At 64.5% G+C, this 12,914-nt stretch carries 14 protein-coding genes; 10 read left to right on the top strand and 4 right to left on the bottom strand.

Features of this window, described 5'->3' with window-relative positions; all coding sequences use genetic code 11:
- Positions 1-32 precede the first annotated feature (32 nt).
- The 4 genes from NVV79_RS14220 (at position 33) to NVV79_RS14205 (ending at position 5,275) form a co-directional block, all read left to right on the top strand.
- Positions 33-1,763 (top strand): SulP family inorganic anion transporter, encoded by a 1,731-nt coding sequence (locus NVV79_RS14220; protein ID WP_303990814.1) that lies wholly within the window; start codon positions 33-35, stop codon positions 1,761-1,763.
- 244 nt (positions 1,764-2,007) lie between these two features.
- Positions 2,008-2,727 (top strand): hypothetical protein, encoded by a 720-nt coding sequence (locus NVV79_RS14215; protein WP_303990811.1) that lies wholly within the window; start codon positions 2,008-2,010, stop codon positions 2,725-2,727.
- Positions 2,728-2,793: 66 nt separating this feature from the next.
- Positions 2,794-3,540, top strand: coding sequence for a CPBP family intramembrane glutamic endopeptidase (locus NVV79_RS14210; protein WP_303990810.1), 747 nt, complete (start codon positions 2,794-2,796; stop codon positions 3,538-3,540).
- 4 nt (positions 3,541-3,544) lie between these two features.
- A complete protein-coding gene (locus tag NVV79_RS14205; RefSeq protein ID WP_303990807.1) occupies positions 3,545-5,275 on the top strand; it encodes a molybdopterin-dependent oxidoreductase in 1,731 nt (576 codons plus the stop codon).
- 56 nt (positions 5,276-5,331) lie between these two features.
- Here the strand turns inward: NVV79_RS14205 and NVV79_RS14200 are convergent, their stop codons facing one another.
- From NVV79_RS14200 to NVV79_RS14190, 3 genes are read right to left on the bottom strand one after another with little or no spacing between them, the layout of a single operon-like run.
- The gene (locus tag NVV79_RS14200; RefSeq protein ID WP_303990805.1) at positions 5,332-5,904 is read right to left on the bottom strand and encodes a dihydrofolate reductase family protein; all 573 of its coding nucleotides are present in this window, start codon (positions 5,902-5,904) and stop codon (positions 5,332-5,334) included.
- Positions 5,904-6,419 carry an SRPBCC domain-containing protein gene (locus NVV79_RS14195; protein WP_303990803.1) on the bottom strand — a complete coding sequence of 172 codons (516 nt, stop codon included), beginning with the start codon at positions 6,417-6,419 and terminating at the stop codon, positions 5,904-5,906. Before NVV79_RS14195 ends, NVV79_RS14200 begins: the two co-directional genes overlap by 1 nt.
- Positions 6,419-6,760 (bottom strand): helix-turn-helix transcriptional regulator, encoded by a 342-nt coding sequence (locus NVV79_RS14190; protein ID WP_303990801.1) that lies wholly within the window; start codon positions 6,758-6,760, stop codon positions 6,419-6,421. Before NVV79_RS14190 ends, NVV79_RS14195 begins: the two co-directional genes overlap by 1 nt.
- Before the next feature lie 251 nt (positions 6,761-7,011).
- On the opposite strand from NVV79_RS14190, the gene NVV79_RS14185 reads away from it, so the two are divergent.
- The 6 genes from NVV79_RS14185 (at position 7,012) to NVV79_RS14160 (ending at position 11,857) form a co-directional block, all read left to right on the top strand.
- Entirely contained in the window at positions 7,012-8,376 is a 1,365-nt protein-coding gene (locus NVV79_RS14185; RefSeq protein WP_303990798.1) for an LLM class flavin-dependent oxidoreductase, read from the top strand.
- Positions 8,373-8,939, top strand: a complete 567-nt coding sequence (msuE, locus tag NVV79_RS14180) for an FMN reductase (protein WP_303990796.1) — start codon at positions 8,373-8,375, stop codon at positions 8,937-8,939. Before NVV79_RS14185 ends, msuE begins: the two co-directional genes overlap by 4 nt.
- Before the next feature lie 22 nt (positions 8,940-8,961).
- Positions 8,962-9,927, top strand: coding sequence for an aliphatic sulfonate ABC transporter substrate-binding protein (locus NVV79_RS14175; RefSeq protein WP_303990794.1), 966 nt, complete (start codon positions 8,962-8,964; stop codon positions 9,925-9,927).
- 62 nt (positions 9,928-9,989) lie between these two features.
- Positions 9,990-10,841, top strand: coding sequence for an ABC transporter permease subunit (locus NVV79_RS14170; RefSeq protein WP_303990792.1), 852 nt, complete (start codon positions 9,990-9,992; stop codon positions 10,839-10,841).
- A 3-nt stretch (positions 10,842-10,844) separates the two neighbouring features.
- The gene (locus NVV79_RS14165; RefSeq protein WP_303990791.1) at positions 10,845-11,660 is read left to right on the top strand and encodes an ATP-binding cassette domain-containing protein; all 816 of its coding nucleotides are present in this window, start codon (positions 10,845-10,847) and stop codon (positions 11,658-11,660) included.
- A gap of 8 nt (positions 11,661-11,668) precedes the next feature.
- A complete protein-coding gene (locus tag NVV79_RS14160) occupies positions 11,669-11,857 on the top strand; it encodes a hypothetical protein (protein WP_303990790.1) in 189 nt (62 codons plus the stop codon).
- A gap of 12 nt (positions 11,858-11,869) precedes the next feature.
- Here the strand turns inward: NVV79_RS14160 and NVV79_RS14155 are convergent, their stop codons facing one another.
- Positions 11,870-12,898 (bottom strand): MBL fold metallo-hydrolase, encoded by a 1,029-nt coding sequence (locus NVV79_RS14155; protein WP_303990787.1) that lies wholly within the window; start codon positions 12,896-12,898, stop codon positions 11,870-11,872.
- Between the last annotated feature and the right edge of the window lie 16 nt (positions 12,899-12,914).

Raw genomic sequence — 12,914 nt, 5'->3', positions numbered from 1 at the left:
CCGCCGCCTTTCCCCGAAAGGCGCCTGTCCATATGGACCGGACTAATCCCGCTGCCGACCGCCCTGCCCGCGCGAGCTTCGCCGACCTCTATACGCCCAAACTGGTGACCGTGCTCCGTGAGGGCTACGGGCTCGCCGACCTGCGCACCGACGCCATTTCCGGGCTCACGGTCGCCGTGGTGGCGCTGCCGCTCTCCATGGCCATTGCCATTGCCTGCGGGCTGACGCCAGATCGCGGGCTCTATGCCGCCATTGTCGGCGGCTTCCTGATTTCGCTGCTGGGCGGCAGCCGCTTCCAGATCGGCGGCCCGGCCGGGGCCTTCATCGTACTGGTCGCCACCACCGTGGCCCAGCACGGGGTCGACGGCATGCTGCTGGCGACATTCATCGCGGGCCTGATCCTCGTGGCCATCGGGCTGCTGCGGCTGGGGACCTATATCCGCTTCATTCCCTTTCCGGTGACGGTGGGTTTCACCGCCGGCATCGCCGTCATCATCTTTTCCAGCCAGATCAAGGATCTGTTCGGCCTGACCCTGGCCGAGGCTGAGCCACCGGAATTCGTCGAGAAGCTGCATGTGCTGTGGCAGGCCGCCGGCACCTTCAATGCCGCGGCCCTGCTGATCGCCGTCATCAGCATCGCAATCATTGTCGGCCTGCGCATGGTGCGGCCCAAATGGCCCGGCATGCTGGTGGCCGTGACGGCAACCTCGCTCATCGTCGCGCTGTTCAACCTGCCGGTCGAAACCATCGGCACGCGGTTTGGCGGCCTGCCCAACTCGCTGCCGGCCCCGGCTTTGCCCGATTTCTCGCTGGAGAAAATCCAGGCGGTGCTGCCGAGCGCCATTGCCTTCGCCCTGCTCGGCGCCATCGAGTCACTGCTCTCGGCCGTAGTGGCTGACGGCATGACCGGCCGGCGGCACCGCTCCAACAGCGAACTGGTGGCGCAGGGCGTGGCCAATATCGGCGGCGCCATCTTCGGCGCCATGCCAATCACCGGCACCATTGCCCGCACCGCCACCAATATCCGCGCCGGGGCGCGCGGCCCGATCTCGGGCATGATCCACTCCGCCTCGCTGCTGGGCTTCATGCTGGTGGCCGCGCCGCTGGCCAGCTATATCCCGCTGGCGGCCCTGGCGGGCGTCTTGGCCGTGGTGGCCTGGAACATGGCCGAGCGGCACCAGTTCGTCAGTCTGCTGCGCGCCTCGCCCGGCGATGCGCTGGTGCTGCTGGCGACCTTCCTGCTCACCGTGTTCCGCGACCTCACCGAAGGCATTCTGGTGGGTTTCTCGCTGGGCGCCATGTTGTTCATCGGGCGCATGGCCCGGAGCACCGGGGTGGAGCGCCATTCGAGCCTGGCCGCGCCGGACCTGCCCGATACCAGCAATGGCGAGCGCCGCCCCTATGACCCCGCGGAAGCCAGCGACCCCGATGTGGAAGTGTTTCGCATCACCGGCGCCTTCTTCTTCGGCGCCGCCTCGGCCATCGGCGCCGTGCTCGACAATGCGGTGGGCCAGCACAAGGCGCTGGTGCTCGATTTCGCCGCCGTGCCCTTCCTGGATTCCACCGCGGCCCATACCATTGCCGGCACGGCCGAAAAGGCGCGCGACAAGGGCATTTCCCTGACCCTGACCGGCACGTCGCCCGTGGTCCGCAAGGCGCTCGAAGCCCATGGCGTGCAACCGCCGCTGGTGGCCTACAAGGCCGACATCGAGCTGGCGGTGGCCGAAATCAAGGCGGCAATAGCCGGGACCGAAAAGGCTTGAGCCTCAGCAATCGGTGCGGATCGGACGCAACAGTTGCTTCCGATCCCCGAAAGCTGTCCCAGCCAGATCGAGGTGCTGGTCGCCGCCAGGAGTCCCGCCGTATCGACCGGCGCCTTAACTGGCTTTGCCTTGGGCAAGCAGGCGTTGCGGTTCGATTTGCCGAAAAGGCGCGCGATCTCGGTTGGTCCTGGGGATCGAGACATCGCATCCATGGTCCATTTCCGCTTTGCCGCCACTTCGGAAAGTGACACAGTCCGAGTGTGTTTTTGACTGGCGCAAATGGAGTTCACGCAATTTCATCAAGGTCGGCATCCTATCAGCCCTTCTGATCGGTTCAGCGCTCACACCGGCATTGGCGCAGGTTCATACTGAGACAGTCAGATTCCCCCGCGGCAGCTCTGGCACGACCATCGAGGGCAGCATTACCGGTGACGAAAGCGTCCGCTACAGCGTCGGCGTATCGGCGGGCCAGGTGATGGATGTGCAGCTCGATACCGATAATGCGAGCAACTATTTCAACATCACGGCCCCGGGCGCCAGCCAAGCCCTCTATAATGGCTCGATCTCGGGCAATGGAACATCATTCGTGGTGCCATCGAGCGGCAACTACATCGTCGACGTTTACCTGATGCGCAATGCCGCGCGCCGGGGTGAAACGGCCAATTATGATCTGACGTTCTACGTCGAAAACGCTGCGGTGCAACAAACCACGCCAGCCGCACCGCGGCCGGTAACGCCGCCTTCCAACGGCACTCCATCGCAACTCGACATGAGCCAGATGCCCCGCTTTTGCGCCGGCGAGGCCTCGGCGGAATTTGGCGTGCGTCCGCAGGAGATAACCGTCAACGCGGCGTTCCAGAGCGGCAGTCGTTATGTAACCCAGGGCTATTACGACCGCGATGGCGAGACGACCTTCTTCAATTGCTGGTTTGCCCTTGATGGAAGCTTCGATTCGCTGAACTAGTCGAAGGTGAGACAGCCTCCTCATCAGGGGAGTCTTGTTCGCGTAATTCGCTCAGCCTGGGGGCACATGGGCACGACGATTGACTATCCATACTACAACGGCAGCCCCGTGGAGATAGGGCCGCTCGGCTGGCTGGCCATCGTGGCTGCGGTCGGTGTCGCTTTCACCCTGCTGATAACATTGCCCTTCGCAACGTTTCCGCTCAGTCTGATCACGCCCATCGTCTATACCGGCCTGCCATTATTGACATTGGCTCTGGTCAGCGGTGGCCACCAGAATGCTTTGTTCCGGCGTTTCGGCCTGAAGGAATTCGGCCTGGCTATCGGCTTTGGGCTCCTGACCCTCGCCGCGTCCTTCGCTGTCGGTCTGGTGCTTTTCCAGATCACTGACATGAGCGCCAATCCCACCGCCGGCGTTCTTGCCAAAATCGGGGGTGTGGACCTGGTGGCGTTTCTGGTCCGCACCGCCATCCAGTTGGTCGGCGAGGAACTGATGACCATCCTCCCGCTGCTCGCCATACTCTGGCTCTGTGTGCGCCATTTCGGCCTGTCGCGCCGCGTCGGCCTCGTCATCGCCGTCATTCTGTCGACGGCCTGGTTCGCTGCGGTTCACTTGCCGACCTATAACTGGAACTTCATCCAGTGCTTCGGGGGCATCGGTACGGCGCGCCTCGTCCTCACCGCCGCTTTCCTTCTCACCCGCAATCTGTGGGTCTCGGCCGGCGCCCACGTCGTCAATGACTGGACGGAATTCTTCCTGCCCATGCTGCTGGGCGGCCTTGCCGGGCATGTTCCCATCGGCACAACTGGCTAAATCCATGACTGCTGCGCCGAAGCCGGAGCACGACCCCCTCGCCAAATCCCTGAGCCCGGCCGATGACCGGGTCAGGCTAAATCACTGGCTGCCTCCAAGATCTGGAACGCTGCCCCATATCCGGATCGGCAGACGCTGGTTCAACCTGCTCTGGCTGCTGCCGATTGGCGCGGCCCTGCTTTTGATCATGATCGCATGCGCCCAGGCCTTGCGCGAACTTGCGAGCGTCGAGGCGTTCCTTGCCACCTATCCCGGGGTGGCATCTTCAACGCCACCAGTGACGTCGGGCTTTCCCTGGTGGCTGAGGCTGCAGCATTTCCTCAACATGTTTTTCATGCTGTTCATCATGCGGGCAGGCCTGCAGATCCTCGCCGATCACCCGCGCCTCTACTGGAAGCGTGACAGCACGCCTGGAACGGAATGGTTCCGGTTCCAGTCCGATGTGCCAAAGGACAGGGTGTGGACCGCCAAGGACGACGCGGTCACCTTGCCGACCTGGCTGGGCATTCCCGGATTGCGGCATACTCTTGGTCTGGCGCGCTGGTGGCATTTTTCCGTCAACCTGCTCTGGCTGCTGAACGGCATCGCCTTTTATGCCCTGATTTTTGCCACCGACCAGTGGCAGCGGATCGTCCCGACGACCTGGGAGGTTTTTCCCAATGCGCTGTCGACCGCCATCCAATATGCCTCGCTCGACTTTCCCGCCGAACAGGGATGGACGCGGTATAACTCGCTCCAGCAACTTACCTATTTCGTGACCGTCTTCATTGCGGCGCCTGTCTCGATCGTCACGGGGCTGCTGCAGGGACCAGCCATTTCGAACCGGCTCGGCTGGATCGGCAAGGTTATCAACCGTCAGGTGGCGCGCTCTATCCACTTCATCTCGTTCCTGTGGTTTGTGGCGTTCATCCTCATCCATGGCGCGCTGGTCTTGATCACCGGCCTGCGCGCCAACACCAACCGGATGTTCGCCGGCCTCGATGATGGCTCCTGGACCGGCTTCTGGCTGTTTCTCATCGCCATGATGATTCTCGCCACCTGCTGGCTCTGGGCGTCACCCTTCACGCTCAACAATGCCCGCCTCGTGCAAAAGATTGGTCGCGTCATGGTCGGCTGGCTCAAGGGCCTGGCAGAATGGTTCGATCCGAGATCGCAACTGACCGAGAAGGATATTTCCCCCCACTTCTGGCCCAACGGGACCATGCCCAATTCCGCGGAATATGATGCGCTCGTCGCGGGCAATTTCGAGGGTTACCGACTGAGGATCGACGGCTTGGTCGATAATCCTCAAACCCTGTCGCTTGCCGAGTTGAAGGCCATGCCGAGGCAAGACCAGATCACCACGCATTTCTGCATTCAGGGCTGGTCGGGCGTCGCCAAATGGAGCGGTGTTCCCATGCGCCACATCCTGGAGCTGGTGCAGCCAAAACCCGAAGCGCGCTATGCCGTGTTCTATTCGCTGGCGGATGGCAGCGATGGCGGCCGCTACTACGACGTCCACAAGCTCGGCAACATGCGCCACGCATTGACGCTACTCGCTTACGAAATGAACGGGCAGCCCTTGCCGGTGCTCCATGGCGCGCCATTGCGGCTGCGTTGCGAGAACGAGCTCGGGTTCAAGATGGTCAAGTGGATCGAGGCCATCGAGTTCGTTGAGGATTTCAAGGACCTTGGTGCCGGTCAAGGGGGCTACAACGAGGACCATGAATTCTTTGGATATCGCATGCCGATCTAGGCCAAGCGATATCGCCGCCCGGCGCCAGATGCCGGTTCAAGGTCGCGGCTCACGCGTTACCTTCTAGGCTCATAGCGCAGCGCCACGGCGCCCGAACTGAGTTCCTTCCGGTCGATGAGCTTCAACTCGACATATTTGGAGAGCCCGGCAAACAATGTGGGCCCATGGCCGGCAAGCCTGGGCTGCACGACGAATTCGTACTCATCGATCAGGCCCAGCTCCGCCAGCGCCAGCGGGAGCTTCACGCCGCCTGTGAAAAGCGCCTTGCCCGGCTGCTGCTTGAGCTTCTGTACCGCCTCGCCCAGGTTTCCGCTCACAAGCTCCGCATTCCAGTCGACCCGGCCGAGCGTGCTGGAAACGACGTATTTCTTCATCGCGTCGATGGTGCGCGCGAAAGGCATTTGCCAGTCGGCCGGCGGCGTGGTCCGCGTAGCCAGCCGCCACGCGCCTTCCATCATCTCATAGGTGGTGCGGCCGAACAGCAGGGCATCGGCCCGGGCGATGGTCTCGGTGGCATGGCGATGCGTTGCCTGCAACTGTTCCCGCAGCAGTGTCTCGTCGGTTGGCACGGCATTGTGGTGGACGCAGCCATCGAGCGTGACGTTGATGGAGTAGAGAAGAGGTCGCATTACGGTCGTTGCTCCTTTGCTGCCCGTGCCGCTATGGCCAGGTCAAATCGCTGCAACTGGCTGGTCAGTCCGATGATGGCGCCGCGCGTCATCTCGGCGTCCGGGTGGCGATCGGCCGTCAGGACCATCCGGACGCGCCCGGCCTCGGTGTGGAGCTCGACCATCATGTCGTAGGGATACGACTCGACGCCCGGCACGAAGTCGATGTCGAAGCGAATCCGCAGGCGCCGATGGGGCACAATATCGACGAATCGACCGCTCACCCGCGCCATCGATGGCCTGTTGAGGTTCGCCATATAGGCGACCTGCTCGGCACCCACCGCCGTCATCACATGATCGAAGGTACCACCGACCCGCAGATCGAGGACCGACACCTCGAAGCGCATGCCCTCGGGCGCGAACCACTGCTCGAGCCCTTCCTTCGTCGTCCACAGCGCCCAGACGTCCTCGATCGACGCGTCGTAGACCCGCTCCAGCCTGATCGTACCCGCCCTGGGCTCGCTGGCCTGTACCATCACTTCTTCCCCTCGTGTTGCCGCGCGCCGGACTTTCGCAGCAAGGCGGCGTCGAACCGATCGAGCCGGCCTTCCCAAAGCTTGCGATAGGTCCGCACCCATTCGTCGATCGCCTGGAATGGCTCGGGCCGGAGCGAATAGAGGCGCCGCGCGCCATCGGGCCGCATCGTGACGAAGCCCGCTTCGCCCAAAATTCGCAGGTGCCGCGAAACGCCGGACTGATCGATATCGACGGCGCGAACCAGGTCACCCACGGCCTGCTCGCCATCCGCCAGCGCTGCGACGATGCGAAACCGCGTGGGGTCGGCCAATGTCTGGAATATGCTCTGTTGCATCATCATACATATGTATCTTCATGCATATTTTAAGTCAAGCCGCTTCGGCCGCTTCGCCATTGACCTGTTCGCCGAACAGCATCTGGCCGTGGAAGGCTTACCCCGAAAATCAGCACCTGCCGGTCCGGCGCATGGGAAAACACAAAACTGCAAAGCGGGCCAACAAGGCAAAAATCTATACTCGACTAAACCACTAGAGTTAGCGCCAAATGAGGGTGCGCTCTCAATGGGCGCGGCTAACAGCGAGAGGTCGAGAGATGAGCGAGACAACCCGGAAGATACGACTCGGCGCCTTCATCATGGCAACGGGCCACCACGTCGCGGCCTGGCGTCACCCCGATGCCCAGGCCGATGCGGGGCACAATATCGATCACTATCGCGACCTGGCGCAGACGGCCGAAAAGGGCCTGTTCGACCTGGTCTTCGTGGCGGACAGCCCAGCCGGCTGGGACGGCGACAAGGACCCCGAAATCCGCTCCCGCGTCAGCCATTCCGCCCATTTCGAGCCGGTGACCCTGTGGTCGGCGCTGTCGCAGGTGACCAGCAATATCGGCTTCGTCGCCACCGCCTCGACCACCTATGAGGACCCCTATCTCCTGGCGCGCAAATTCGCCTCGCTCGACCATATCAGCAAGGGCCGTGCCGCCTGGAACGTGGTGACGACAGCCGCGGACGTGTCGAAGAATTTCTCCATCGCCGGCCACCCCGCGCATGCCAATCGCTACGAGCGGGCCGAGGAAGTGGTCGATCTCGTGCTCGACCTCTGGGACAGCTACGAGGACGATGCGCTGATCGTGGACAAGCAGTCGGGCATTTTCCTTGACCCCGGCAAGGTCCACAAGGTCGACCACCACGGCCAGTTCTTCGATGTCGCCGGGCCGCTCAATGTCGCCCGCTCGCCGCAGGGACGGCCGGTCGTCGTGCAGGCCGGCGCCTCCGAGGCCGGGCGGAACCTGGCCGCCCGCACTGCCGAGGTGATCTTCACTGCCAACCAGACTTTGGCCGACGGGCAGGAATTCTATTCCGACATCAAGGGGCGCCTCGCCAAATACGGCCGCCGGCCCGAGCAGTTGCTGATCATGCCGGGCCTGTTCCCGGTGCTTGGTGGTACCGAGGCCGAGGCGCAGGAGAACTACGAGTTCATCCAGTCGCTGGTCCACCCCTCCATCGCCTGGGGCATCCTCAAGCAATATTATGTGGGCGTCGATCTCTCCGGCTATTCGCTGGACGATGTCGCCCCGCCGCTGCCGACCGATACCGAGCTCAACAAGAGCCGCCTCAAGCTGGTCTCCGACCTCGCCAGCACCGGCCTCACCCTGCGCCAGCTCTACCTGTCGCTGGCCACCGCCCGCGGTCACCGCACCTATGTCGGCACGCCCGAACAGGTGGCGGATGCCCTTGAGGACTGGTTCGTCAATGGCGCGGCCGATGGCTTCAACATCATGCCGCCCGTGCTGCCCACCGGCCTCACCGATTTCGTCGAGCAGGTGGTGCCGATCCTGCAGAAGCGCGGCCTCTACCGCACCGAATACGAGGGCGCGACCCTGCGCGAAAATCTGGGGCTCGAACGCCCGGTCAACCGCTTCGTCGCTCGCGCCAGCCAGCAGCGGAGTGCATCATGAGCCAGCTTCATATCGTCGGCTTTGCCGGTTCGTCCTCGCTGCCCTCGCGCACCAAGAGCCTGGTCGAGACCATCGTCGAGACCACGGCCCAGCGCAGCGGCGCCCGCACCACCATCTATGACCTGGTCGATATCCACCCTTCGCTCGGCGCCACGCTCGACCCGCGCCAGGCGCCGCCCGACCTGGTGGACCTGATCGACACCATCACCAATGCCGATGCGCTGGTGGTCGGTTCGCCCGTCTACAAGGGCACCTATACGGGCCTGTTCAAGCACCTGTTCGACCTGATCGACCCCAAGGCGCTCAAGGACAAGCCGGTGGTGCTGACCGCCACCGGCGGCAGCGAGCGCCATGCGCTGGTGGTCGATCACGGGTTGCGGCCGCTCTTCGCCTTCTTCTCGGCCGACATCCTCTCGACCGGCATCTACGCCACCGAAGCCGATTTCGCCGACTACCAGCCGACCAGCGTCAATCTCAAGTCCCGCATCGAGCGGGTCGTGGATGAACTGGGCTGGCGCCTCGCCGCCGTCCGCAATGCCGATCTCGTGGCGCAGAGCGCCTGACCTTTCCCAACGGAGCCTCCCCATGTTTACCCGCAGACAGACCTTCCCCCTCTTTGCCGGCGCCGCTGCCGCGCTCGCCCTGCCGACAACAGGCCGCGCGCAGGACACAGCCACCGAATTCCGCATCGGCTGGCAGAAGGGCGGCACATTTGCCCTCGCCAAGACCAGCGGCGCCATCGAGGCGCGGCTCGCCCCGCGCGGCATCTCCGTCACCTGGGCCGAATTCACCTCCGGCCCGCCGCTGCTCGAAGCTTTGGGCGCCAATGCCATCGACTTCGGTTCGACCGGCGACGTGCCGCCGCTCTTCGCCCACGCGGCCGGCGGCGACCTCGTCTATGTCGCGGCCACGCCGGGGAGCCTCGATGGCTCGGCCATCCTGGTCAAGCAGGACTCGCCCATCCAGTCGCTGGCCGATCTCAAGGGCAAGCGAGTGGCCTTCAAGCGCGGCTCCAGCTCGCATAATTTCATCCTCGCCGCCCTGCGCAGCGCCGACCTGACGCTGGCCGACATCACCCCGCTCGATCTTGGCCCGCCCGATGCCGCACCGGCCTTCGCCAACAACCAGATCGACGCCTGGGTCATCTGGGATCCCTATTACGCCATTGCCGCGCAGGACCCCGAGACCCGCGTGCTGGCCACGACCGAGGGGATCGTCGATTCCTGGGGCTTCCTCCAGGCCAATGGCGCCTATGCCAGGGACAACCCGACCATCGTTGCAGAAGTCATCGACGAACTGCGCAAAGTGGGTACGGCCGCGCAGTCGGACCTCGACGCCACCGCCGAAACCATCTCGGCCTCGACCGGCGTGCCGGTGCCGATCACCCGCATCACCCTGGGCCGCAAGGGGGCCGACCTGGGCGCCATCCAGTCGCTCGATGAAGAGGTCATCGCCTACCAGCAGGCGCTGGCCGACACCTTCTTCGCCGAGAAGATCATTCCGCGCCAGCTCACCATCAGCGACATCGTCTGGTACCCGCCCGCGCTCTGAACCTGCCGCAACCGATGGGCCGGCATGGTGCCGGCCCATCCTCGCATTCACCGGAGGCCGACATGACCCTCGCTGCTGAACTCGGTAAGCCCATCACCCTGCCCACTGGTCCGCGCATTCCCGCACGCCGCCGGGCGGTGCAGATATCGCCGTCCGCCCTGCTGCCCTTCCTGCTGCCGCTTGCCGTCGTCCTGCTGTGGCAGGCCGCGACGTCATTCGGCTGGATCACCAACCGGCTGATGCCGGCGCCCATCCAGGTGGTCTGGGCCTTCTGGGACAAGCTCGTCACGGGCGAGCTGGCCGTCAATATCCAGGCCAGCGCCCTGCGTGCCATTTCGGGCCTGCTGGTCGGAGGCTCCATCGGCTTCCTGCTCGGGCTTGCCAACGGCATATCGCGGCTCAGCCATGCCCTGACCGACACCACTTTGCAGATGCTGCGCACCATTCCCAACCTGGCGCTGATCCCGCTGGTCATCCTCTGGTTCGGCATCGGCGAGGAGGCCAAGCTCTTCCTTACCGCGCTCGGCGTCTTCTTCCCGATCTACCTCAACACGCTGCATGGCGTGCGCAATGTCGATCCGCAACTGATCGAGATGGGCCGCGTCTACGGCATGAATGGCTGGACCCTGTTCCGCAAGGTCATCTTCCCCGGCGCCCTGCCCTCCATCTTCGTCGGCCTGCGCTTCTCGCTCGGCATCATGTGGCTGACGCTGATCGTCGCCGAATCCATGGCCGCTTCGTCGGGCATCGGCCACATGGCCAATTCGGCCCGCGAATTCATGATGACCGACGTGGTGATCCTGGCGCTCGTCATCTACGCGCTGCTCGGCAAGCTGGCCGACGTCATCGCCCTCACCCTCGAGCGGCTGACCCTGTCGTGGAACCCCGCCTACCAGAAACCCGTGAGGACCTGAGCCATGACCCCGTCCATCCGCACCAAGAATGTCTGGGGCCGCGATATCGAGCCAGAATACGAGACCCGTTCGCCCCGCCAGCGCCGCGACGAACCCGGCGTCGGCATCCGCATCGAGGGCCTGTCGAAGAGCTTCGACGACGTGCCCGTCCTGCACGATCTCGATCTCGAGGTTCCCGCCGGCCAGTTCCTCGCCATTGTCGGCAAGAGCGGTTGCGGCAAGAGCACTTTGCTGCGCCTGCTGGTGGGGCTCGATACGCCCACTTCCGGCCATATCGGCTTTGTCGGACCCGATGGCGCCGAAACCGAACCCAGCGCCCGCATCGTCTTCCAGGAGCCGCGCCTGCTGCCCTGGGCCAGCGTCATCGACAATGTCATTGTCGGCCTGGGCGAAGGCGTCAACAAACGCGAGGCCCGTCGCCGCGCAGAGGCCGCCCTGGCCGAGGTGCAACTGGCCGAAAAGGCCGGCGAATGGCCCTCGCGCCTGTCCGGAGGCCAGCGCCAGCGTGCGGCCCTGGCCCGGGCGCTGGTCAGCCAGCCGGGCTTCCTCGCGCTCGATGAACCGCTGGGCGCCCTCGACGCGCTGACCCGCATCACCATGCAGGCGCTGATCGAACGGGTCTGGCGGGAACAGGGCTTCACCGCCCTCTTCGTCACCCACGATGTCGGCGAGGCCGTTGCCCTGGCCGATCGCGTCATCGTGCTCGACGAGGGCCGTATCGCGCTCGATATCGCCATCGATCACCCCCGCCCGCGCCAGCGCGGCGCCGCCGATCTCGCCGAGATCGAGGGCCGCCTGCTCAAGGGCATCTTCAAATAGGAGTCGCCATGTTCTCCCTGTTTGGCATTCTCAAGCCGCGCACCGGCCAGCCTGTTCCCAGCGAGGAGGCGCCGTTCAAGCGCTCGTTCTTCGGCGCGCCAGTCGATCCGGCGGCAGTGCCGGTGGCAGCCGAAGAAGACGCGCTCTACCTCACCGGCAAGCGCCCGGAACCACCCGAGCGGCCGCCGCACAAATAAGGCGGTCCGGGGTCAGGCGGGGCCGAACCGATAACGGCCTTCCGCATCAAGGAAGCGCTGCGCCCTTCCCTCCGCAACGAGGCGGTTGAGATGGGCAAGCGCTTCGGTGAGGGCCAGGACAAGGCCCACTCCCGAAGGGATGCGACCAAACAGGGGCATCAGCACGTCACAGGCCAGGCTTGCCGTGCCGAGCGTTTGGCTGACCGATCGCAAGGCCTTGTCGTGGTGATCGGCGATCTCGGTAGCCCGCAGCCCGGGCTGTCGAAAGACCGGGCCATGCCCCGCCAGCGCTAGCAGGTCCTGGGGCATGGCGACGGCGGCGTTAAGGTAGTCGAGATAGAGGCCAAGCGGGTCGCCTTCGGGATCCTCGGCATCCACGCCGACATGGGGCGTGATCCGCATCAGCAACTGGTCGCCCACCAGAGCCAGCCGGGCTTCGTCGCTGACGAGAATGGCCGGCCGCGGTGAATGGCCAGCGCCGGTCTCGATGCGCCAGCGCAGCGCGCCGATGGCGATGGTCTCGCCCGGCGTCAGTATCTCGCAGCGATCGGGCAGCCCGGAGCTGAAACGGCCCGGCCGTCCGCCGGCCATCGCCGCCAGCGCTTCGGCGCCCATGCCGCAGCGATGCAGCAGCTCGGTGAAGGGGCCGCGATCCGCACCTGCCGCATCGATGCGCTTGGCCAACTGCCATTCGATATCGGTCATGAACAGGGGCGCATCGAACCGCTCCTGCAGCATGCCCACCTGCCCGATATGATCAGGGTGGAAGTGCGTGCAGATGATGCGCGTCACCGGCAAGGCAAGGTCATCGAGGATCACCTGCCACTGCGCCGCCGTGTCCGGATCGGCGAAGCCGGTATCGACAATGGCCCAGCCGTCGCCGTCCCGGAGTGCCCAGATATTGACGCCGCCCATCGGTGCCCCGGACGAAACGATGCGGTACCACCGCACATGCTCGCCGATATGGATGCATTCGCCCTGGCCCGGGCCGGCCCCGAGGGGATAACGAGAATTCAGGTCGGGGGCAGCATCATCTCGCATGATCAGGCAGACCGGT

It is taken from the genome of Devosia ginsengisoli (assembly GCF_024707105.1).
In the GTDB taxonomy this organism is placed as follows: domain Bacteria; phylum Pseudomonadota; class Alphaproteobacteria; order Rhizobiales; family Devosiaceae; genus Devosia; species Devosia ginsengisoli_A.
This window is presented reverse-complemented; position numbering and strand designations above follow the sequence as displayed.

Coding starts and splice junctions, on each gene's coding strand:
- NVV79_RS14220 (WP_303990814.1), top strand. CDS start 33: ATGGACCGGACTAATCCCGCTGCCGACCGCCCTGCCCGCGCGAGCTTC.
- NVV79_RS14210 (WP_303990810.1), top strand. CDS start 2,794: ATGGGCACGACGATTGACTATCCATACTACAACGGCAGCCCCGTGGAG.
- NVV79_RS14205 (WP_303990807.1), top strand. CDS start 3,545: ATGACTGCTGCGCCGAAGCCGGAGCACGACCCCCTCGCCAAATCCCTG.
- NVV79_RS14200 (WP_303990805.1), bottom strand. CDS start 5,904: ATGCGACCTCTTCTCTACTCCATCAACGTCACGCTCGATGGCTGCGTC.
- NVV79_RS14195 (WP_303990803.1), bottom strand. CDS start 6,419: ATGGTACAGGCCAGCGAGCCCAGGGCGGGTACGATCAGGCTGGAGCGG.
- NVV79_RS14190 (WP_303990801.1), bottom strand. CDS start 6,760: ATGATGATGCAACAGAGCATATTCCAGACATTGGCCGACCCCACGCGG.
- NVV79_RS14185 (WP_303990798.1), top strand. CDS start 7,012: ATGAGCGAGACAACCCGGAAGATACGACTCGGCGCCTTCATCATGGCA.
- msuE (WP_303990796.1), top strand. CDS start 8,373: ATGAGCCAGCTTCATATCGTCGGCTTTGCCGGTTCGTCCTCGCTGCCC.
- NVV79_RS14175 (WP_303990794.1), top strand. CDS start 8,962: ATGTTTACCCGCAGACAGACCTTCCCCCTCTTTGCCGGCGCCGCTGCC.
- NVV79_RS14170 (WP_303990792.1), top strand. CDS start 9,990: ATGACCCTCGCTGCTGAACTCGGTAAGCCCATCACCCTGCCCACTGGT.
- NVV79_RS14165 (WP_303990791.1), top strand. CDS start 10,845: ATGACCCCGTCCATCCGCACCAAGAATGTCTGGGGCCGCGATATCGAG.
- NVV79_RS14160 (WP_303990790.1), top strand. CDS start 11,669: ATGTTCTCCCTGTTTGGCATTCTCAAGCCGCGCACCGGCCAGCCTGTT.
- NVV79_RS14155 (WP_303990787.1), bottom strand. CDS start 12,898: ATGCGAGATGATGCTGCCCCCGACCTGAATTCTCGTTATCCCCTCGGG.